Source organism: Hymenobacter sp. APR13 (assembly GCF_000737515.1).
Classification (GTDB): Bacteria; Bacteroidota; Bacteroidia; order Cytophagales; family Hymenobacteraceae; genus Hymenobacter.
This window is the reverse complement of record NZ_CP006587.1, coordinates 161,603-181,664: the sequence shown is the minus strand read 5'-3', so window position 1 is coordinate 181,664 and position 20,062 is coordinate 161,603. Positions and strand designations below refer to the sequence as shown.

At 60.5% G+C, this 20,062-nt stretch carries 16 protein-coding genes; 4 read left to right on the top strand and 12 right to left on the bottom strand.

From position 1 onward, the window contains the following. The first annotated feature begins 100 nt into the window (after window positions 1–100). Entirely contained in the window at window positions 101–925 is an 825-nt protein-coding gene (locus N008_RS00705; protein ID WP_052381038.1) for a DUF4197 domain-containing protein, read from the top strand. Between the two features lie 67 nt (window positions 926–992). After that, window positions 993–1,763 (top strand): DUF4197 domain-containing protein, encoded by a 771-nt coding sequence (locus N008_RS00700; protein WP_052381037.1) that lies wholly within the window; start codon window positions 993–995, stop codon window positions 1,761–1,763. A 116-nt stretch (window positions 1,764–1,879) separates the two neighbouring features. Here N008_RS00700 and N008_RS00695 read toward each other — a convergent pair whose 3' ends face one another. From N008_RS00695 to N008_RS00665, 7 genes are all read right to left on the bottom strand, one after another. Beyond that, window positions 1,880–2,242 (bottom strand): hypothetical protein, encoded by a 363-nt coding sequence (locus tag N008_RS00695; RefSeq protein WP_044012992.1) that lies wholly within the window; start codon window positions 2,240–2,242, stop codon window positions 1,880–1,882. 139 nt (window positions 2,243–2,381) lie between these two features. Beyond that, the gene (locus tag N008_RS00690) at window positions 2,382–2,975 is read right to left on the bottom strand and encodes a Uma2 family endonuclease (RefSeq protein ID WP_044012990.1); all 594 of its coding nucleotides are present in this window, start codon (window positions 2,973–2,975) and stop codon (window positions 2,382–2,384) included. A 46-nt stretch (window positions 2,976–3,021) separates the two neighbouring features. Then, window positions 3,022–3,657 (bottom strand): ATP-binding cassette domain-containing protein, encoded by a 636-nt coding sequence (locus tag N008_RS00685; protein ID WP_231569761.1) that lies wholly within the window; start codon window positions 3,655–3,657, stop codon window positions 3,022–3,024. A 109-nt stretch (window positions 3,658–3,766) separates the two neighbouring features. After that, window positions 3,767–4,564, bottom strand: a complete 798-nt coding sequence (lpxA, locus tag N008_RS00680) for an acyl-ACP--UDP-N-acetylglucosamine O-acyltransferase (protein ID WP_044012987.1) — start codon at window positions 4,562–4,564, stop codon at window positions 3,767–3,769. A 111-nt stretch (window positions 4,565–4,675) separates the two neighbouring features. Next, window positions 4,676–6,070, bottom strand: coding sequence for a bifunctional UDP-3-O-[3-hydroxymyristoyl] N-acetylglucosamine deacetylase/3-hydroxyacyl-ACP dehydratase (locus N008_RS00675; protein ID WP_044012984.1), 1,395 nt, complete (start codon window positions 6,068–6,070; stop codon window positions 4,676–4,678). A 105-nt stretch (window positions 6,071–6,175) separates the two neighbouring features. Further along, the gene (gene lpxD / locus N008_RS00670) at window positions 6,176–7,216 is read right to left on the bottom strand and encodes a UDP-3-O-(3-hydroxymyristoyl)glucosamine N-acyltransferase (RefSeq protein ID WP_044012981.1); all 1,041 of its coding nucleotides are present in this window, start codon (window positions 7,214–7,216) and stop codon (window positions 6,176–6,178) included. Window positions 7,217–7,345: 129 nt separating this feature from the next. Next, window positions 7,346–8,575, bottom strand: a complete 1,230-nt coding sequence (locus tag N008_RS00665) for an HD domain-containing protein (RefSeq protein ID WP_044012979.1) — start codon at window positions 8,573–8,575, stop codon at window positions 7,346–7,348. A 349-nt stretch (window positions 8,576–8,924) separates the two neighbouring features. Here N008_RS00665 and N008_RS00660 point away from each other — a divergent pair, with 349 nt between their 5' ends. Further along, window positions 8,925–10,493, top strand: coding sequence for a PglZ domain-containing protein (locus N008_RS00660; protein ID WP_044012977.1), 1,569 nt, complete (start codon window positions 8,925–8,927; stop codon window positions 10,491–10,493). 366 nt (window positions 10,494–10,859) lie between these two features. Here N008_RS00660 and N008_RS00655 read toward each other — a convergent pair whose 3' ends face one another. The 4 genes from N008_RS00655 to N008_RS00640 form a co-directional block, all read right to left on the bottom strand. After that, window positions 10,860–11,207 (bottom strand): TonB-dependent receptor plug domain-containing protein, encoded by a 348-nt coding sequence (locus N008_RS00655; protein WP_044012974.1) that lies wholly within the window; start codon window positions 11,205–11,207, stop codon window positions 10,860–10,862. A gap of 106 nt (window positions 11,208–11,313) precedes the next feature. Then, complete coding sequence (locus N008_RS00650; protein WP_044012972.1) at window positions 11,314–13,176, bottom strand: M1 family metallopeptidase; 1,863 nt, start codon at window positions 13,174–13,176, stop codon at window positions 11,314–11,316. A gap of 264 nt (window positions 13,177–13,440) precedes the next feature. Continuing rightward, window positions 13,441–14,553 (bottom strand): Smr/MutS family protein, encoded by a 1,113-nt coding sequence (locus tag N008_RS00645; RefSeq protein ID WP_044012970.1) that lies wholly within the window; start codon window positions 14,551–14,553, stop codon window positions 13,441–13,443. A gap of 291 nt (window positions 14,554–14,844) precedes the next feature. Then, entirely contained in the window at window positions 14,845–15,705 is an 861-nt protein-coding gene (locus N008_RS00640) for a DUF2279 domain-containing protein (protein ID WP_231569760.1), read from the bottom strand. Between the two features lie 321 nt (window positions 15,706–16,026). Between N008_RS00640 and N008_RS00635 the strand changes: the two genes are divergently transcribed. Then, window positions 16,027–18,852, top strand: a complete 2,826-nt coding sequence (locus tag N008_RS00635) for an alpha-amylase family glycosyl hydrolase (protein ID WP_044012967.1) — start codon at window positions 16,027–16,029, stop codon at window positions 18,850–18,852. A gap of 97 nt (window positions 18,853–18,949) precedes the next feature. On the opposite strand, the gene N008_RS00630 is transcribed toward N008_RS00635, so the two are convergent. Next, complete coding sequence (locus N008_RS00630) at window positions 18,950–19,795, bottom strand: N-acetylglucosamine kinase (protein WP_044012963.1); 846 nt, start codon at window positions 19,793–19,795, stop codon at window positions 18,950–18,952. Window positions 19,796–20,062 lie beyond the last annotated feature (267 nt).

Here is a 20,062-nt window from a genome sequence, read left to right as displayed (position 1 = left end):
AGGGGGCGTAGTTAGGATGAACGGGGGATTTCACGCAATTTGGCGTTCCCGACGCGTAAGACCGCCACACCGGCCGTCTGGTTTTCGTCGATTCAGGTATATGACCGTTTTCCGTACGCTCGCCGTGGCTTGCACGTTGGCGCTGTTGGCGCCTGCCGCCGCGCAGGCCCAAACCACCAAGACCACCACCGCCAAGAAAACCACGACCACCAAAAAGACCACCCCGGTCAAGAAAACGACCCCCGCCAAGAAAACCACCACCACCACAACCACCGCCAAAGCGGCCGTGACGAAAGTAGTAGCGCCCGTGGTGGTGCCCCTGACGGCCGACGAGGCCACCGGCGGCCTCCGCGAGGCCCTCACGCAGGCCGTGGGCAAAGCTGTGGCTCAGGCCGGCGAAACCGACGGCTTCAACGCCAACGCCGACATCCGGATTCCGTTTCCGCCCGAAGCCGAGCTGGTAGCCGCCACGCTGCGCAAGCTGCGGGCCGGCGCGCTAGTCGACAACTTCGAGGTGGCCCTGAACCGCGCCGCCGAAACGGCTGCCACCCAGGCCAAGCCCATCTTCCTGAATGCCGTGCAGAACCTGAGTCTGCAGGATGCCCTCTCGCTGGCCACCAGCCGCGAAACCGACGCCGCCACCACGCTGCTCTACGAAAAAACGGCTACTGATCTGCGCACGGCCTTCCAGCCTACCGTGCAGCAGTCGTTGGAGAAAACCGGCGCCATCAAGCTCTACGCCGAAATGGTGGCCCGCTACAACAAAATCCCGCTCGTGACGCCCCTCAACCCGCAGCTGGTGCCCTACGCCACCGAGAAAACCGTGGATGGCCTGTTTGCGCTGATGGCCGCCGAGGAAGGCCGCATCCGGGCCAACCCCGCCGCCCAGGGCAGCGCGCTGCTTAAGCGTGTGTTTGGGAAGTAAGCGGCAACGGTATTTGGTCCGGTTTGTGCAAAAGGCGTAGAACGTATTCGTTTTACGCCTTTTTGCCATGAACTACCGCCGTTTTCTTGTGTTGCCGCTGCTGCTAGCCGGCCTGCAGCTGAGTGCCTCCGCCCAGGTGTTCACGCTCCCGAAAATCGGGAACATCAAGCTGCCGCTGCCCACCAGAGGCGCGGGCACCACCACCACCACCACGCGCAGCACCGGCGGCCTCACCAGCACCGAAGCCGCCAACGGCCTAAAGGAAGCTTTGGTGCAGGGCATCAGCAAAGGCACCGACCAGGCCTCCCAAACCGACGGCTTCTACCTCAACCGGCTGATTCGGATTCCGTTTCCGCCCGACGCCCAGCGCGTGGCCAACACGCTACGCACCATCGGGCTGGGCAGTCAGGTGGATAAGTTTGAGCTGTCGTTGAACCGCGGGGCCGAGGATGCGGCCAAAAGTGCCAAGCCCATCTTCCTGGCGGCCATCAAAAGCCTCACGTTTTCGGATGTCTGGAACATCCTGACCGGCGAGAAAAACGCGGCCACGCAGTACCTGCAGCGCACTACCAGCGCGCAGCTCAGCAACGCCTTCAAACCCATCATTCAGCAGAGCCTCAGTAAAGTGGGCGCTACCCGCTACTACACCGACCTCACCACCCGCTACAACCAGATTCCGCTGGTGAAGCCCGTGCAGACCGACCTCAACCAGTACGCCACCGACCGCGCCATTGGCGGTCTGTTCACGCTGGTAGCGCAGGAAGAAGCCAACATCCGCGAAAACCCGGTGGCCCGCACCACTGAGCTGCTGCGCCGTGTGTTCGGCCGCAAAGGCTGATCTGTAGCATAGGCTTCAGCCTGTGCCAGGCCCGATTACGAGTGCAAACAAAAGGAGCCCGTACGTAGCGTACGGGCTCCTTTTGCATGTGGGCACAGGCTGAAGCCTATACTGCCTTAATAGTCGTCGTAGTCGGAGTTGCGGCCGCTGTTGCGGGAGCTGCCGGAGCTACCGTACTCGTCGCCACCGTCGGAGTAGTCGTCCTCGTCGATATCGTCGAGGCTGGTGAATTTGGTGTCGCCGTCCGTGTCCTCGGAGGTGTCGGCCAGCTCAAACTCGTCTTCGCTCATGTTGGCCAAATCCAGGGCCTCGTCGTGCGAGGAGCCGGTGTCGCGCCACATTAGGTAGTCGGCGTATTTGGCCGACAGTTGGTCTTCGGAAGTCCCGCGGGTTTTGCTGCCGCCGGTTTTGGCAAAATTATCCAGCTCGTCATCATCGCCGAGCAGGTCGTCATCGTCGAAGTCGTCGTATTGTCTCATGGCCTTGGTCAGGAGAGGGAAGAAAATGGAAAAGTAAACGAGGCTAACACGGTGGTTTCCGGGGCGAAGATACGACGCCGGCGGTTTGAGGGATGAATCGGTCGCGGCTTTTTATGCGGCAGAGGCTGCCGCATGGCCCTTATTCGGGCAGGTTGAGCTGCCGGTAGATGGTTTGCAGCGGCAGTTCCAGCGCCAGGGCCGGCAACAGCAGCACCGCCCCCAGCCCCTGGTACTCCCGGATGGTCCAGTCTTCGCCCGGTCCCCGCGAGTAGTCGTACACCTTCACGCGCTGGCTGTCTACCACCACGTAGTGCTGCAAACTGGGGATGCTCTTGTACAGCAGAAACTTGTTGCCCCGGTCGTTGCGGGCCGTCGACACGGACAGCACCTCCAGCAGCACCACCGGGTTGAGCAAAGTATCCAAGTGGGCGCCGTCGAGGTACTGCTCTTCGCCGCACACCACCGACACGTCGGGGTAGGTGTAGAGGCCGTTGGCTGGTACGTGCACCCGCATGTCGCTGGGAAACACGTTGCACCTGTCGCCCAGTAAGTTGCCCAGCCCGCGAATCAGGTTAGAAACCAATAGATTGTGCGCCCGGCTGGCGCCCGACATGGCGGTGACTTCGCCCTGGTAGTACTCGTGCTTGAACTCGGCTTCCCGCTCGGCTGCCAGGTATTCTTCGGGCGTGACAAACGGCTTGGACGAAGGAACGACTTGTGGTTGCGCGGCCATAGGACAGGGGTTTACCCAAAAATACGCAACCCGCCGTGAAACCGGCTTACCGGGCCGCCTGCGCCCCGAAATCCGTAATCAGCAGCTGCTCGGTGCAGAAGCTGTACTCCTCGGGCACGTTTGATGATACCAGCACCGTGCGGCCCGCTAGGGTGGCCTGCACGTGCTCCAGATACCAAGCCACGCCGGCGCGGTCGAGGTTGGTGGTGGGCTCGTCGAGTAGGAGCAGGGGCGTGTCGGCGTAGAGGGCCAGGGCCAGCTTGAGGCGCTGCTTCATGCCCGAGGAAAAGTCGCGCACCAGCTTGTGGCTGCTCTTTTCCAGGTACATCAACTCGATGAGCTGCTTTGGCGTGAGGCCCGGCCGCAGCGGCTTGAAGCGGGTGTGAAACTGCAGGAGCTCCAGCAGCGTCAGCTCCTCAATCAGCTCCAGATAGGGCGCGGCGTAGGCCAGCAGCGGCGGCAGCTCCTCCACCGGCACCGGGCGGCCCTGTTGGCTGTAGCTAAGCGTGCCGGCCGTGGGCAGCAGCTGCCCCGACAGCGTATTCAGCAGCGTGCTCTTGCCCGCGCCGTTGGGACCCAGCACCGCCGTGGCCGTGCCCGGCCGGAAGGTGTGCGTCAGGTTCCGGAAAATCCATTCGCGGGCGTAGCGCTTGCTGAGTGCGGTTGCTTCAATCTGTATCATAGAGAAGTGAAACAATGAAAAGTGAGACATGGCACCTTCGTTCAAGGGCTCCTTGTGGCCCGTTGAACGAAAGTCTCATGTCTCACCTCTCATTGTTTCAGGTCTGGTATTAGTCGGCGCCGTTGCCGCCGCGCGAGTAGCCCTTGATAATGCCGCGGCCCGAGTTGCGCACGAAGTTCACCACCTCGTCGCGCTCCGGCGAAGGGGCCAGCTCCAGCTCAATCTTGTCGAGGGCGTCGTTGTTGTTCATGCCGCCCAAGAATAGCAGGCGGTAAAGCTGCTGAATCTCGGAAATCTTCTGGTCGGAGTAGCCGCGGCGGCGCAGCCCGATGCTGTTGATGCCGGCGTACGTCAGCGGCTCGCGGCCGGCCTTCACGAACGGCGGCACGTCCTTGCGCACCAAAGAGCCACCCGATACCATGGCGTGCTGCCCGATTTTCACGAACTGATGCACGGCCGAGGTGCCGCCCACAATGGCGTGGTCGCCGATTTCGACGTGGCCGGCCAGCTGCACGCCGTTGGCCAGCACGCAGTTGTCGCCGATCAGGCAGTCGTGGGCCACGTGCACGTAGGCCATCAGCAGGCAGTTGCTGCCCACCACCGTCCGGAGCCGGTCCACGGTGCCACGGTTCACGGTCACGCACTCCCGGATAACGGTGTTGTCGCCGATGTGGACCGTGGTTTTCTCGCCCGCAAACTTCAGGTCCTGGGGCATGGCGGCAATCACCGCGCCCGGGAAAATCTTACAGTTGCGGCCAATACGGGCCCCCGCCATAATCGTGACGTTGGGCCCAATCCAGGTGCCTTCCCCGATTTCCACGTCCTTGTCAATGGTCGTGAAAGGTTCCACTACCACATTCTGTGCGATTTTGGCCTCCGGGTGGATATAGGCGAGCGGCTGGTTCATTCGTTGGTTAATTAGTAATTAAGAATTAATAATCAAGAATGCCTCAACGCTGCAGAATGCGCATGTCGTATGAGAATTGTTCATTCTTAACTACTAATTACTAATTCAAGATTACGCTTCCTTGCGGACAATGCTGGCCGACATTTCGGCTTCCATCACCACTTTGCCATTCACGAAGGCCTGGCCTTTCATTTTGGCGATGCCCCGCTTGATGGGGGCCAGCAGCTGGCAGCGGAAAATAAGGGTGTCGCCGGGCACTACTTTGCGGCGGAACCGGCAGTTTTCGATGCCCATGAAGTAGGTCCAGTAGTTTTCCGGGTCGGGCACCGTGTTGAGCACCAGAATGCCGCCCGTCTGGGCCATAGCCTCAATCTGCAGCACGCCGGGCATCACCGGATTACCTGGGAAGTGGCCCTGGAAAAACGGCTCGTTCATCGTCACATTCTTCACGCCGGTCACGGTGGTGGCGTCGAGATGAATGATCTTGTCGAGCAACAAGAAGGGGTAGCGGTGGGGTAGCGTGGCGGCAATCTGGTTGACGTCCATTACCGGCGGGCGGCTAGGGTCGTAGCTGGGAATCGGCGACGAATCGGCCTCCAGCATCTTTTTCTTGATCTTCTTGGCGAAAGCCACGTTGGCCGCGTGGCCGGGGCGGGCCGCCAGAATCTGGCCTTTAAGCGGCCGGCCTACCAAAGCCAGGTCGCCGACCATGTCGAGGAGCTTGTGGCGGGCGGGCTCGTTTTTGTGGCGCAGATCCACGTTGTTGAGGATGCCTTCCTTCTTTACGGCCACTTTGGGCTTGCCGAGCATGGTGGCCAGCTCGCTGAGCTCGTCTTCGCTCACCACCCGGTCGACCACCACAATGGCGTTGCTCAGGTCGCCGCCGCGGATCAGGTTTTGCTTGTAGAGCGCCTCCAACTCGTGCAGAAAGCAGAACGTGCGGGAGCTGGCAATATCGGCCTTGAAGTGGCTGATATCGGTGAGCGAGGCGTGCTGCGAGCCCAGAACCGGCGAGTTGTAGTCGACCATCACCGTGAGGCGGTAGTCGTTGAGGGGCAGGGCGGCAATTTCCACGCCGCGGGCGTTGTCGAGGAAGCGGATTTCCTCGGGAATCTCGAAGTAGTTGCGCAGCGCGTTCTGCTCTTCCAGGCCGGCCTGCTCCAGGGCTTCAATAAACTCGTGGCTGCTGCCGTCCATGATGGGCGGCTCGGGGCCGTCGAGCTGAATGAGCACGTTGTCGATCTGCAGGCCGACGAGGGCGGCCAGCGTGTGCTCTACGGTGTTGACGCGGGCGCCGTTCTGCTCGATGGTGGTGCCGCGCGAGAGGTCTACCACGTTGTCCACGTCGGCATCGACGGTGGGCTGGCCGGGCAGATCTACCCGCTGAAACTTGTAACCGTGGCCAACGGGCGCCGGGCAAAACGTCATGGTGGCCTGTACGCCGGTGTGCAGGCCGATGCCGCTCACCGTCACGGGCGCCTTAATAGTATGTTGCTTGTCGTTCATCAGGTCGTTGTCAGTTGTCAGCGGCTGGCTGTCAGTGGAGCGGGCTGATAAGACAACCATCTGACAACTGACAACTGGGAACTGACAACTATTAGGGCTGCAAAGCTAGGACTTTTCCGGCGGGTTTGCGCCGCGTTCCAGCTGGCTGATGCGGCGTTCCAGGTCGGGCAGGTGCCGGAAAACGGCGTTGGCCCGCAGACTGTCGCGCAGCGCGAAGGCCGGCGAGCCTTGCAGCAGCACGCCTTCTTCCTTGATGGACTTGCCCACGCCCGACTGCGCCGTCACGGTGGTGCGGTTGGCCAGCGTGAGGTGCCCGGCCAGACCGGTCTGCCCAGCCAGCACGCAAAAGTCCCCGATTTTAGTAGAGCCCGAAATGCCCGACTGGGCCGCTACTACCGTGTGGCGCCCGATTTCCACGTTGTGGGCAATCTGAACGAGGTTATCAATTTTGGCGCCTTCCCGGATGAGGGTGGCGCCCATGGTGGCGCAGTCGATGGTGGCGTTGGCGCCGATGCTCACGTTGTCTTCCAGCACCACGTTGCCGATCTGCGGGATGGTGCGGTAGGAGCCATCGGGCTGCGGGGCAAACCCAAACCCATCGGAGCCCACCACAGCCCCGGCATGGATGGTGCAGCGCGCCCCGATAACGGTTTCGGCGTAGACTTTAGCGCCGGCGTACAAAATTGTGCCATCCCCGATTTTGCACCGGTCGCCGATGAACACGTGCGGGAAAATCACCACGTCGTTGCCGATGGTGCAGTTCTCGCCGATGTAGGAAAACGCGGCCCGGTAGTGGTTGTCGCCGATGGTGGAAGAGGCGGCCATGTAGGCGGGTTCCTCCACGCCGCGCTTGCCGGTGCGGGTGGCCTGCTGGTAGAATTCCAGTAGGGTGGTGAAGCTGGTGTAGGGGTCGTCGACGCGGATGAGGGCCGTGGAAACGGGGTGCCGCAGCTCCAGCGTGCGGCTCACAATCACGGCCGAGGCGCCCGTGGTGTAGAGGTGGTGCTCGTATTTAAGGTTGGAGAGGAAGGCCAGCGAACCGGCGCGCGCCTCTTCAATCTTGGCCAGGCGGTCTATCCGCTGGCTTGCGTCGCCCTCTACCGCGCCGCGCAACACTTCTGCTATCTGGCCTACCGTGAATTCCATAGGGGGGCAAAAGTAGATAAAAGTTGCGCTTAGTGCTTAGGAAGTAGGGCCTGGGGCCTGGGACTTGAGGCACCTGCTTGTATGCAGCAGAACAGCCTAAGCCCTAAGCCCCAATCCCTAAGCCCTGATTTACAGAATCTCCTTGGGGTAGCAGATGTAGTGCTTTTCCACGCGCTGGCCCAGAGCTTTGATGTTGGGTAGGTCGGAGGCTTCGGCCACGTTTACCACGCGGCCGCGCTTGGTCAGCACGTCGATGGTGTCCTGGCCTTCGGCGTCGTAGGCGTTGTTGCTGATGCGGCCCGCAATCATCAGCTGGGCGGCCTCGTCGGGCAGCAGGTTGAACCGCTCGGCAATCAGCTCCACGATGCCCAGCTGGAACTCGGCTTCGAAGGGCGCAGTCTGGAGCGTGATTTTGAACAGGCGCCGGTCGAGCAGGCTTTGGGCCAGAAAGTTGAGCACCTTGTCAGGGTGGTCGGCCCAGAGCTTCACGGCACTCCACACGTCGGTGTCGTCGAGGCGGGTGAAGCGGCGCAGAATCTGGTCGTCGGCCTGGAACTCGGCCTGCGTGACGTTGCGCGACAGGAAGTAGTGCAGGTTGGGGGTGGCCGGCACCTCCACGCCGCTGCGCACCAGGTCGCGGGCGCGCTGCATGATGCGAATCACCATCTGCTCGGCCGACGTGACGGTTTTGTGCAGATACACCTGCCAGTACATCAGGCGGCGGCTCACCAGGAAGTTCTCGATGCTGTACACGGCCTTTTCCTCCAGCACAAGCCGCTCGTCCACCACGGTCAGCATCTTGATGAGGCGGTCGGCGCCGGGGCGGCCTTCCTGCACGCCGGTATAGAACGAGTCGCGGTTGAGGTAGTCCAGCCGGTCCATATCCAGCTGGCTGCTCACGAGCTGGTGGAAAAACGGCCGGTGGTAGGTGCCCTGGAAAATGTCGATGGCCAGATCCAGCGCCCCGCCAAACTCGGCGTTCAGCTTCTGCATCAGGTGCAAGCTGATTTCCTCGTGGTGCACATCGTGGAAAATACTGCGCTCCAGGGCGTGGGAGAGGGGCCCGTGGCCGATATCGTGCAGCAGAATGGCCGCCTGTGCGGCCTCGCCCTCGCGGGCCGTAATGGCCACGCCCTTGTCCTTGAGCGTGCGCAGCGCCAGCGACATCAGGTGCATGGCGCCCAGCGCGTGGTGGAAGCGCGTGTGCAGGGCTCCCGGGTACACAAACATCGTGAGGCCCAGCTGCTGAATGCGCCGCAGCCGCTGGAAATAGGAGTGCTCGATCAGGTCGAAAAGTAGCTCAGTAGGGATGGTAACGAAGCCGTAAACCGGGTCGTTGAAGATTTTCTTTTTGTTCATGCAAAGGCACCGGGCCAGCCCGGAGAATCGTGGAACGGTGGTTGCTACGGCAGTTTGCCGGGCTGCGGGCTGCTGCCGGCCGGCGGGTTGGCGGCCAGCCACTCGGGAACCTAACTCAACAATTTTCGGCTTCTTTACGACGCCAAAGCCGCAGAATATCTGCCGGGCGCAATTTTTTTAAAACCAAAAAGCAGGGATTGGGAGTAAAGCTACTTACGAAACTTCAGTTGCAACCTACGCCGGGTTTTTTGCTTCCTATGGGAGCAAAAACCAGCGCGGGAAGCCCCCACAGAAGCTCGTGTAACGACGCGCCCGGCCCCTTGCCGGGCGGTACACCCCAAGACCCCCTATGCAACAATACTCCATCCTCTGGGCCGACGACGAAATCGATCTGCTCAAGCCGCACATTCTCTTCCTCAAGGAAAAAGGCTACGACGTAACCGGTGTCAACTCCGGCGCCGACGCCATCGAGCAGGTGCAGGAGCAGAACTACGACATCGTGTTTCTCGACGAGAACATGCCGGGCCTGTCAGGCCTCGAAACCCTCACCGAAATCAAGGCCGTGAAGCCCACGCTTCCTGTCATCATGATTACCAAGAGCGAGGAAGAGCACATCATGGAGGACGCCATCGGCTCCAAGATTGCCGACTACCTCATCAAGCCCGTGAACCCCAGCCAGATTCTGCTGGCCGTGAAAAAGGTGCTCGACAACAAGCGCCTCGTAAGCGAAAAAACCAACTCTGGCTACCAGCGCGACTTCCGCCAGCTGGGTATGCAGCTCGGCGACCGGCTCAGCCCGGCCGAGTGGGCCGACGTGTACAAGAAGCTGGTGTATTGGGAGCTGGAAATCAACGAGACGGAAGGCAAGAGCATGGCCGAAGTATTCAACATGCAGAAGGACGAGGCCAACACCTACTTCGGCCGCTTCATCCAGGAGAACTACGAGGACTGGGTGAACGGCGATGACAAGGACGCTCCGCTTATGTCGCACGAGCTGTTTGCGAAGCGCGTGTTCCCGCTGCTCAAGGAAACCGGCGACACGCCCGTGTACTTCCTGCTCATCGACAACCTGCGTTACGACCAGTGGAAGGTGCTCGAGCCCATCATTGCCGAGATGTTCACCGTCGATTCGGAGGAAACCTACTACAGCATTCTGCCCACCACCACGGCGTATGCGCGCAACGCCATCTTCTCGGGCATGATGCCCGGCGAAATCCAGAAAAAGTACCCCAACCTGTGGGTGTGGGACGACGACGACGAGGGCAAGAACATGCACGAGGCCGAGTTCATGGAAATCATGTTCCAGAAGGCCAACCAGAAGCACAAGTTCAGCTACCATAAGGTGACCAACCTGCAGGCTGGCAAGGACCTGCTGGGCAAAATGGCCAACCTGCACAACAACTACAAGCTGAACGCCATCGTCTACAACTTCGTGGACATGCTCTCGCACGCCCGCACCGACATGGCCATGATCCGGGAGCTGGCCGCCGACGAGTCGGCGTACCGCAGCATCACTAAGTCGTGGTTTCTGCACTCGCCGCTCTATGAGATGCTGCAGCAGATTGCCGAGCGCAAGGGCAAGCTCATCATCACGACGGACCACGGCACCATCCGAGTGAAGCGCCCCTACAAGATTGTGGGTGACCGGAACACCAACACCAACCTGCGCTACAAGCACGGCAAAAACCTGGGTTTCGACGACACCAAGGACGTGTACACCGTGCGTAAGCCGGAGCGCATCTTCTTGCCCCGCGAAAACGTGAGCACCGCCTACGTCTTCACCGTCGGCGACTACTTCTTCGCCTACCCCAACAACTACAACTACTACGTGAACTACTACAAGGATACGTTCCAGCACGGCGGCATCTCGCTGGAGGAATGTATCATCCCGTACATCACACTCACGGCGAAAGGGTAGGGGGTAATATTGATCAAAAAGAAAAGGGCGCCCAAACGGGCGCCCTTTTCTTTTTGTTAAGTCCACAGCCAATGGCCACTGTGCTTGTGATGGTACGGAAAGTGAATTTCCGCTTCGTCTGTTCCTTGCCGAAGCTGGATAAGCGCTTGTCGGGTTTGGCTTCGATTATGCTTCCAGAGCTGACGATTAAATTTTGCGCTGGGATGATAGAACTGGTAGCTAAAGCTGCTGTATAGGCGGAATCGGCCGCGCTGGCGTGCCGTCCAGGCCCAGCGCTTTTTAGGTTGTTTCATCTGACTTGTAGGTTGGTACCTACAAGTCGTGGCAAGTGGAGAGGTAGCGTTTCATGATCTGTGAGAAGCGTGTTTACCGCTTGCCTGTCTTGGTAGTGATGAGTACGGCGCCATTTATGGCCGCTGGGCCGAAGCGTTCCACGGCCTTTTTGTCCTTCAGAATGTCAATCTTCTCTATGTCATTGGGATTGATACTCTGAAGAGAATCTTCTCTCAAGGGTTTGCCATTAACTACATAAAGTGGCTGTTGGTGAGGTAACAGGCGGTTAGGGCGACATTGCATCTTGATAATAGTGCCGGATTGCGGCTGCTGGGCAGCATCGGCCTGCTGGGTGGCCTGCGGTTGCTGCGTTTGCGCGTGAGCCGCTGATGCAAACAGCAAAATAGTGCCCGCTGCAAAGGAAAGACGGAAGTTGGCCATAGCTACAGAATACGTGAGTGATAACGCTCGCTGAATGTAACCGCCTTACCAATAAAGCAGTGCCAGCGTTGTTCAGCCTAGATGCTGTTTACTGGCAGATTCCATATTACTTCCCCTCCCACACGTTATCCGCCTTGTTCTTGTCCGGCACGTATATGCCGCCTAGCTCCACGCGCTTCACGGCTTTGGTAGTGGCCACAGGCACCGTGACGCTCGTGTTGCCGGCTTGCCAGGCAGCTACGGTGCGGTGCAGTTTCTCGGTTTTGCCGTCGGTATAAGTCACGGTCAGATCTACGGGGACGGGCTTGGTGCCCTTGGCCTGCACCACGATGTCGTGGCCGGTGGCGGTTTTCGTGACGTTAGCAATAGCCAGGTCGGGGTAGCCGCCGTCGAAAAACCAGCGTTGCCAGAACCAGTTCAGGTTCTGGCCCGCGCCGGTGTTCATGGAGTTGAAGAAGTCGTAGGGCATGGGGTGCTTGCCGTGCCAATTGCGGATGTAGGTGTGCAGGGCCTTCGTGAACAGCTCGTCGCCGAGCAAATCCTTCACGTAGAGGTAGCCCAGCGCAGGCTTGGGGTAGGAGTTGAGGAAAAACGCCGTGCCGGTCTGCTGGGTGCTGAGCGTGGTGATGGGCACGTCGAACTCCTGCGCCGAACCCTTGGCGTAGGGTTCGATGCCGTACTCATCCACAAAGCCCGGCTGAATGAGCGGCGAAATCAGCCACTCGCCGATGGTGGCCCAGCCCTCGTCCATCCAGCCGTACTTGGTTTCGTTGGTGCCCATGTAGAACGGAAACATGGTGTGGAACACCTCGTGGTCGGTGAGGGTGATGGCGTCGTCGCGGGTTTCCACGGGGTTGTCGTTCACCATCATCGGGTACTCCATCTGGTCGAGGCCGTCGAACACGGTTTCGTGGGCGTAGGGGAAGGGCCACTTTGGGAAGGTGTAGCTCATGGCCTCCACCGTGCGGCGGTTGAACTGCGCCACTTCCTCGAAGTCCTTGTGTTTGGGATTGTACACGGCATCGACGCGGGTGCGGCGCTGGGTGGCCGGGTCGACCACGAGGCTGCTGGCCTGCCACACGTAGTGGTCGGTGGTGGCAAACACGAAGTCGACTACGTCCTTGGCCTCAAAGCGCCAAGTGTTCTGGGCGTTGGGCTGGGTGATGTCCTGGCGTTTGAGGTCGGCCTCGCTGATGATGGTGGTGAGGGCGTCTTTGCGCTCGGCATCGCGCAGGCGCTGGGCGTATTTTTTGGTGAGCGTCTGATCGGGGTTGAGCAGGTCGCCGGTGGCCCACACCACGAAGTTGCGCGGCACCGTAATGGCCGCCCGGAACGTGCAGAAGTCGTTGTAGAACTCCTGTGAGCCGTTGTACTCGAACTGGTTCCAGCCGTCGATATCATCGTAGACGGCCACCCGCGGGAAGAAGTAGGCCACGAAAGCGGAATTGGCTTCCACTTCGCCGGTACGCATGTGAGAGCCTTTGTTGAGCACGTACGAGTACGCCACGCGCACCTTCACGGCCCGGCCCGGCCCCAGCGCCTTCGGCAGCCGCACCGGCATGTTGGTGGCCTGCACGCGCAGCTTGCTCACATCCTGCGTCTGCCCGTCTAAGCTCAGGGCCTCGATTTTCATGCCCTCGCTCACGTCTTCGGGCGCAATGCGGCCGGCGCGGGGCGCGCCCTGCTGGTAGAGGTTGGGGTAGAGCTTGAACAGCAGCTGCCGCAGCGAATCGGGGCTGGCGTTCTGGTAAGCAATGTCCACGGTGCCCGCCACGCGCCGCGTAGCCGGGTCGAAGCTGACGTTGATATCGTACTCGGCGGAGTTCTGCCAGTATTTCGGGCCGGGCGCGCCAGTTTCGGAGCGGGTGCCCTTGGCGTAGGTGGCCTGCAGATTGACGGGTACGGGGAGTTGCTGGGCAGCCAGGGTGAGCGGCAGGAGGGAGGCGGCTAAGAGTAGCGGGAGTTTCATGCGGTAAATGTAGCACCCGGACCTCACCCCAACCCCTCTCCAAAAGAGAGGGGCTCTAGCTCTAGCTGACTTGCATAGGCATCACCCCCTAGCCCCCTCTCCAAAAAGGAGAGGAGGAACTAGCTGCTAGATTTCTAGAAATAGCAAAGCCCGCTAGATGCTCTGGCGGGCTTTGCTATTTCAACGGTTTGCTTGCTCTAAAAAACTAAAAGCTAGTTCCCCCTCTCTTTTGGAGAGGGGGCTAGGGGGTGAGGTGTCCCGCCGTTACTTCAGTCGCACCAGCGTGGCGCCGTAGCCGAACTTCTCCTTCTTCGAGTCCTCGAAGAACTTGATGTCCTTGTTGCGGCTGAGCAGCTTGTGGATTTCCTTGCGGAGCGTGCCGCTGCCGGAGCCGTGGATGAATACGATTTCGTGCATGTTGGTGGCCAGCGCCCGGCTCAGCGTATCCTCGAACACCTCCAGCTGCAGCTTCAGAATAGCCGTGTTGCTGAGGTCTTCGCCGCCTTCGGGGCGTAGGGCTTCCAAGTGCAGGTCTACTTCGTGTGGCGGGGCCTTGATGGCCTTGGCCGGCTCCGGGGCAGGCGCTACGGCGGCCGGCTTGGCGGGGGCGTTGCCGCTGAGTTGGGCCTGCAGCGTTTCGGCCAGCTTCTCAGGGGCTACGGGCGCGGCCGGCTTCTCATCCAGCTGAAACAGGTAGGCTTCGCGGCCCAGCACCGGCGCTTCGCGGCGGCTGCTGTAGAAGCTGGTGGCCTTGAACTGAGTGCGCTTGGTGAGCAGCTCGTAGGCCGTATCGGAGTTGATCTGGTGCGGCAGCAGCTGCACCACGGCCGCCGGCCACTGGTCGAAGTCCTTGAGGTGCAGGTGGCCAAGGGCGCCGCTCACGGCTTTGGCGCCGAGCTTGTCGGCGCGCAGGGCGCGGTAGCGGCCCTTGTTTTCCTCGCCGTAAGTGTAGAGCACCTCCCGGTCGGTGTTGTTGATGACGTGAACCGACAGCAGCTCCGGCGACTGGTGGCTGAGGGCCAGGTACAGGCCTTTGGCGGCCGGCTGGGGCACAGTGGCTTTGGGCGGCGCCGGCTGCTCGGCTTTGGCAGGGGCACTGCCGGATGCGGGAGTGGCTGCCGAAGCAGCTGCCGAGGCTGGGGCCGGTTTGGCGGGCTTGTGCTTGCCCGCCTTGGCCCGGTGGGGCGTCACGGGTGGCGGGCCCTGGCGGCCGAATGCCTTGTCCTCATCGGCAGCCACTACCACCACCTCGCGGCGCAGCACCGGAATCGTGAAGTCGTTGTCGATGGCTACTTCCACCAGCTCGTCGCTGAGGATGCGGGTGACGATGCCTTGCTCGCGCCCGGTCAGCAGGCGCACTCTATCTCCAATGTTCATAAATCGCTGATTTTCGCTGATTGAGGTGATTTCGCTGATTTTTCTGCGGCCTCATCCGGCAATGAATACGACAAAGGTCGCCAATCGGACACGGAAACTGCACAAGCCCCCGGTTTTGTCAGCCGGCTTCTACTGTCAGCTGACTGCAATGCCTGCTTGCGGCACCTCAATACACTCAATACAACAGCTAACTACCGCTCACCGCTGCCTGCAACTACAGCCAGCCGTCAAGCCCCAAAGTCAAAAAAAATCAACGGAATCACCTCAATCAGCGAAAATTAGCGATTCGGTTTAGTAATAAAGGCCGCGCATCACGAAGCCGCGGCGCTGGTTCCACTCCAGGGCCGGGGCCGGCAGGTGGAAGATGCTGGCCACGTAGAACACCCGGCGCAGGAGCTTGCTGCGGGTTGGGATGTGGCGCAGGTCAATATCGAACGACAGGTAGTATTGACGGTAGGCGTTCAGGCCCGCGGCGGCGTTGGCGTCGGGGTCGTTGAACAGCATCTGCTGGGCGCCATAGCCCACGGCCGGCTGCAGCCAGCGGGGCCAGCGCGAGGAGGCCGGCAGCCAGGCGCCCACGTCGGCGCACAGCCAGTAAGTCTGGCCGTTGTAGTCTTTCAGGTGTTGCTCGGCCAGGCTACGCCCCAGCACGTTGGGCCGGCGGGCAGCGTAGGATGTGGTATGAAACGAATACTTAGGCATCAAGCGTACCTCGCCCCAGGCCAGCTGCTGCCCGATCAGGCCGGCCGAGCCCAGGAAGTTAGCAGCCAGATCACTAGCAGAGGCGCCGTAAGCCGGGTCGCGGCCGTCGAGCAGCTCGATGGGGCTTTGCAGCAGAAACCCCACGAAGCCACCATACCAGAGGGCGCGGCGCTCGGGCACCCCGGCCCAGCGCAGCATATCCACTGCGCCGCGGCTTTCGTGGAAGGCGCCCCAGAAGTGGCCCACCTTGTCCATCTGCTTCCACTCGGGCAGGTCGTTGAACCAGTGAAACGAGCTTCGCTCACCAGTGTACCAGCCCTTGCTCAGGCCATAGAGCAGGCCTGTGTACGTGACGGCCAGCCCCCCGGCCAGCACCGGCAGGCGGCGGCTCAGTCTGCTGCTGTCGGGCCGGACCAGCGGCGGCTCCGCGGCGAGCGGGGGAGCCGCCACTGGCGGCGGAGCCAATGGTGCTTCCTGCGCTGTGGCTCCAAGAGGAAGGGCCAGCAGCGCGGCAGCCACCCACTTGCCAAGCGGCCGGGGGGCTGCCTCCAGCAGTACAGAAAAGATTGGAGTAGAGGGGAGCAAGGCCGCGGCAGGTTAAAAAGGGCTTAAAGCTACGAGAAAAGGCGTTTGCAGTTTGTGTGAGTGCTCACCTGCGCATTATCTTTAATGCCACCTTGCACTGAAAAGCGGCTCTAAGGCTGTCTAACAGGTCAATGTGGCATTAGTAGCCTCCCCGACGCTTTCCAAAAATTCCCAAGTTTCTTTTTCATGAAAACACTTCGACTGTTGCTCAGTCTTGTGGCAATGCTGGCTGGAATGCCGGTTTTGCGGGCCCAAGTGGTTACCACCGAGCCCGTATTCTTTCAGGATACCACGCCTATCACCCTGACCTTCGATGCCACTAAAGGCAATGGAGCATTAGCAGGATTCACCGGCCCGGTCTACATCTGGACCGGCGTCATCACCAACCGCAGCACCAGCAACACCGACTGGAAGTACGTCAAAAGCCCCTCGTTCGGGCAGGCAGATCCGGCGGCGCAGATGACGCGCAGCACTACCAACCCCAACCTCTACACCATCAGCTTCACGCCGCGCACGTTCTACGGCGTTCCTGCCACTGAGCAGATGCTGAAGCTGGCCATGATCTTCAAGAATGCCGATGGCTCGGTGGTGGGCCGCGGCGATGCCGGCGACATTCTGGTAAACATCTCGCAGAGTGCCCTCGACGCGCGCATCACTTCGCCCACCACGGCGCAGTTCGTGCCGGCCGGCACGCAGGTGCCCGTCACGGGCATTGCCTCGGCCAGCGCTCAGCTCACTTTCCGCCTAAACGGCACGCAGGTGGCCCAGCAGACGGGTACCTCGCTCAGCACCAATGTTACGGTAAGCCAGGTAGGCCGCAACGTAATACGCTTCACGGCCACTAATGGCTCCCTAACCGCCTCCGACTCGGTTCTGGTGGTAGTGAGTCCGCAGGTGACGGTAGCCGCCCTGCCGGCCGGTGCCAATAAAGACGGCATCACCTACATCAATGGTGGCACGTCGGCCATTCTGAGCCTCACGGCGCCCGGCAAGAGCTTCGTGTATGTGCTCGGCGAGTTCAACAACTGGCAGCAGACCACGGCCGGCTTCATGAAGAAGACGCCCGACACCGACGCGGCCAACGCCCGCTGGTGGGTACAGATCGACAACTTGACTCCAGGCCAGGAATATGCCTATCAGTATGAGGTAAATGGCATTCTGCGCGTGGCTGACCCTTACGCTGAAAAAGTACTGGACCCCAGCAACGACCGGTTCATTCCGGCCGTGACGTATCCGAGCCTGAAGGCTTACCCTACGGGCCAGACCACGGGCATCGTATCGGTGCTGCAAAGCAACCAGGCGCCCTACCAGTGGCAGGTTAACAACTTCCAGCGCCCCAAGCGTACCGACTTGGTGGTATATGAGCTGCACCTGCGCGACTTCATTGCGCGCCACGACTACCAGACCCTCCAGGATACGCTCAGCTACCTCAAGCGCTTGGGCGTTAACTGCATCGAGTTGATGCCGGTGAACGAGTTTGAAGGCAACGACTCCTGGGGCTACAACCCGTCGTTCTACTTCGCTCCCGACAAATACTATGGCACCAAGAACGCCCTCAAGTCCTTTATCGACGAAGCCCACCGCCGTGGTTTCGCGGTAGTGCTCGACATGGTACTCAACCACAGCTGTGGCCAGAGCCCCATGGTACAGATGTACTTCGATGGCGGCAATCCTTCAGCCGACTCGCCGTGGTTTAACCGCACGGCTACGCACCCTTTCAACGTGTGCTACGATTTCAACCACGAGTCGCCATTCACCAAGTATTTCTCCAAGCAGGTGATGGGCTTCTGGCTGCAGGAGTACCGCATCGACGGCTACCGCTTCGACCTGAGCAAAGGCTTCACGCAGCGCAACTCCGGAAACGATGTGGGTGCCTGGGGCGCCTACGACCAGTCACGCATCGACATCTGGCGCGACTACTACAGCTACATGACGGCCATCGACCCGACGCATTACTCCATCCTGGAGCACTTCGCCGATAACTCGGAGGAAAAAGTGCTGGCAGATGCTGGCATGATGCTGTGGGGCAACATGCACGGGGCCTACGGCGAAGCCATCAAAGGCAATGGTGCCAGCTCCAACCTGATTGGTACCAGCTACCAGAACCGCCAGTTCCAGCAGCCTAACTTGGTGAGCTACATGGAAAGCCATGACGAGGAGCGCCAGATTGTGCAGGCCCTCACCACCGGCAACGCTACCAACCCGGCCCACAACGTGCGCGAACTACCTGTGGCCCTGGCCCGGGCCGAGGCCGCTGCCGCCTTCTTCCTCACCATTCCCGGCCCCAAGATGATTTGGCAGTTTGGAGAACTGGGCTACGATGTAGGCATCAACTTCAACGGCCGCACCGGCCAGAAACCGATTCGCTGGAACTACCAGACTGAGCCGGCCCGCCGCCGCCTCTACAACGTGTACGCCGCCCTCAACGCCCTGCGCATAAATGAGCCGGCTTTTGAGTCGCGCACCTTCACTATCTCGGGCCGCGTGAATCTGAAAACCATCCGCATCACCGACCCAAGCATGAATGTGGTAGTGGTAGGCAACTTTGGGGTGCAGGCTGACAGCATCACGCCGTCGTTCCCGAACACGGGCAAGTGGTACAACTACCTGCGCGGCGACAGTATTACGGTAACCAATGTGGACATGCGCATGCCCCTCGGCCCCGGCGAATACGGCGTATACACCTCGCGCCGTGTGAAGCTGCCAGCAGCCGTAGTCCTGAGCAACAAGCCAGGCCGCGTCACCACCGCCGACCTGCGCCTGACTGCTGCTCCCAACCCGGTGGCTACCACCGCCACGGTGCAGTACACGCTCACTTCGGCAGCGCCCGTTACCGTTACGGTTACCAACCTGCTGGGCGCCAGCGCGCAGAAGCCGGTAGTGCTGGCCCGCCAGAGCAGCGGCCCGCACGAGCTGCAACTGCCCGTAAGTGGCCTCGCCAACGGGGTGTACCTCGTGCGCCTGCAGGCCGGCGAGCAGCAGCAGACCATCCGGTTGCTGGTGCAGCACTAAGCACCAGAACGGGTACTATCAACGTACAAAAAATCCCCGCTGGCAGCTGCCAGCGGGGATTTTTTTGCGTTTCCGGGTAACGGGTTTCGGCCGTGGCCTACGCCTTGCCTTCGTGGAAAGTCACGAGGTCGTCGATGGGGGAGCGGATGATTTTGCCCACTTCCATCTGGTGGCTTTTGGCTACCTGCACCAGCGCGTCGCGGAAGTTGTAGCCCACCGAGCCGATGCAGTTGAAGGTGTAGTCCTGGTAGTTGGGGTAGTGCCGGACGATGTTTTCGAAGAAAGTTTCGAAACCCTGCAGCACAATCTCGCGGCAGTAGCTGATGTTGTTGTGGTCGTAGGTGAACTTGGCGAAGCTGGCCAGAAACCGGTTGGGCAGCGGCTGGTTGTAGAGCCGGTCCAGAATGTCTTCGCGGGTGAGCTTGAACTCCTCCTGAAAAATCTCCTGCAGGCCATCGGGCAGCAGGCCGCGCAGATAGTCACGCAGCAGCCGCTTGCCAATAAACGAGCCCGAGCCCTCATCCCCGAGGAAGTAGCCGAGCGAGTCGACGTTGTGGGTGATGCGGGTGCCGTCGTAGAGGCAGGAGTTGGTGCCCGTGCCGAGGATGGCCGCGAAGCCGGGCTTGTTGCCGAGCAGGGCCCGCGCCGAAGCCAGCAGGTCGTGGTCGACGGTAACTTTGGCCTGCGGAAACACCTGGCGCATGGCCTGGGCCAGCACCTCAGCCTTCTTCGCCGAAGAAACACCGGCTCCATAATAAAAAACTTCCGTAACTTCTTCTCGATGAAGGGTTTCGGGCAGGTTCTTATCCAGCGAAGCAATTACGCCGGCCGTGTTGATAAAGTCGGGGTTGTATCCTTCGGTGTTGAAGTGTACCCGGTTGCCGGCTTCGTCGAGCTGGCACCAGCTGCTCTTGGTAGAGCCGCCATCGGCAATGAGAATCATAGGCTAAAAAGAGAAACAGGACTGAAAAAAAGGCTGGCTGACGCACGTTTTACCGTGCCACAACAGATACGAATGTACGGCTCCGACCGCAGATATTATGCGTTTTCAAAACCACACTTCCCGGCCCGACGTAGAGCCGTTGCAGTACCCCAAAAACGGGTGGTCTGGGCAAGCGAAATTTCGCTTTTCGAAACCCATATTTTTTAGCGTTTTTTTAACAGAAAAGTGCCGCTAAATCTTTTTTTACCCGTGCATTTGGTATTTTTA

Coding starts and splice junctions, on each gene's coding strand:
- N008_RS00705 (WP_052381038.1), top strand. CDS start 101: ATGACCGTTTTCCGTACGCTCGCCGTGGCTTGCACGTTGGCGCTGTTG.
- N008_RS00700 (WP_052381037.1), top strand. CDS start 993: ATGAACTACCGCCGTTTTCTTGTGTTGCCGCTGCTGCTAGCCGGCCTG.
- N008_RS00695 (WP_044012992.1), bottom strand. CDS start 2,242: ATGAGACAATACGACGACTTCGACGATGACGACCTGCTCGGCGATGAT.
- N008_RS00690 (WP_044012990.1), bottom strand. CDS start 2,975: ATGGCCGCGCAACCACAAGTCGTTCCTTCGTCCAAGCCGTTTGTCACG.
- N008_RS00685 (WP_231569761.1), bottom strand. CDS start 3,657: ATGATACAGATTGAAGCAACCGCACTCAGCAAGCGCTACGCCCGCGAA.
- lpxA (WP_044012987.1), bottom strand. CDS start 4,564: ATGAACCAGCCGCTCGCCTATATCCACCCGGAGGCCAAAATCGCACAG.
- N008_RS00675 (WP_044012984.1), bottom strand. CDS start 6,070: ATGAACGACAAGCAACATACTATTAAGGCGCCCGTGACGGTGAGCGGC.
- lpxD (WP_044012981.1), bottom strand. CDS start 7,216: ATGGAATTCACGGTAGGCCAGATAGCAGAAGTGTTGCGCGGCGCGGTA.
- N008_RS00665 (WP_044012979.1), bottom strand. CDS start 8,575: ATGAACAAAAAGAAAATCTTCAACGACCCGGTTTACGGCTTCGTTACC.
- N008_RS00660 (WP_044012977.1), top strand. CDS start 8,925: ATGCAACAATACTCCATCCTCTGGGCCGACGACGAAATCGATCTGCTC.
- N008_RS00655 (WP_044012974.1), bottom strand. CDS start 11,207: ATGGCCAACTTCCGTCTTTCCTTTGCAGCGGGCACTATTTTGCTGTTT.
- N008_RS00650 (WP_044012972.1), bottom strand. CDS start 13,176: ATGAAACTCCCGCTACTCTTAGCCGCCTCCCTCCTGCCGCTCACCCTG.
- N008_RS00645 (WP_044012970.1), bottom strand. CDS start 14,553: ATGAACATTGGAGATAGAGTGCGCCTGCTGACCGGGCGCGAGCAAGGC.
- N008_RS00635 (WP_044012967.1), top strand. CDS start 16,027: ATGAAAACACTTCGACTGTTGCTCAGTCTTGTGGCAATGCTGGCTGGA.
- N008_RS00630 (WP_044012963.1), bottom strand. CDS start 19,795: ATGATTCTCATTGCCGATGGCGGCTCTACCAAGAGCAGCTGGTGCCAG.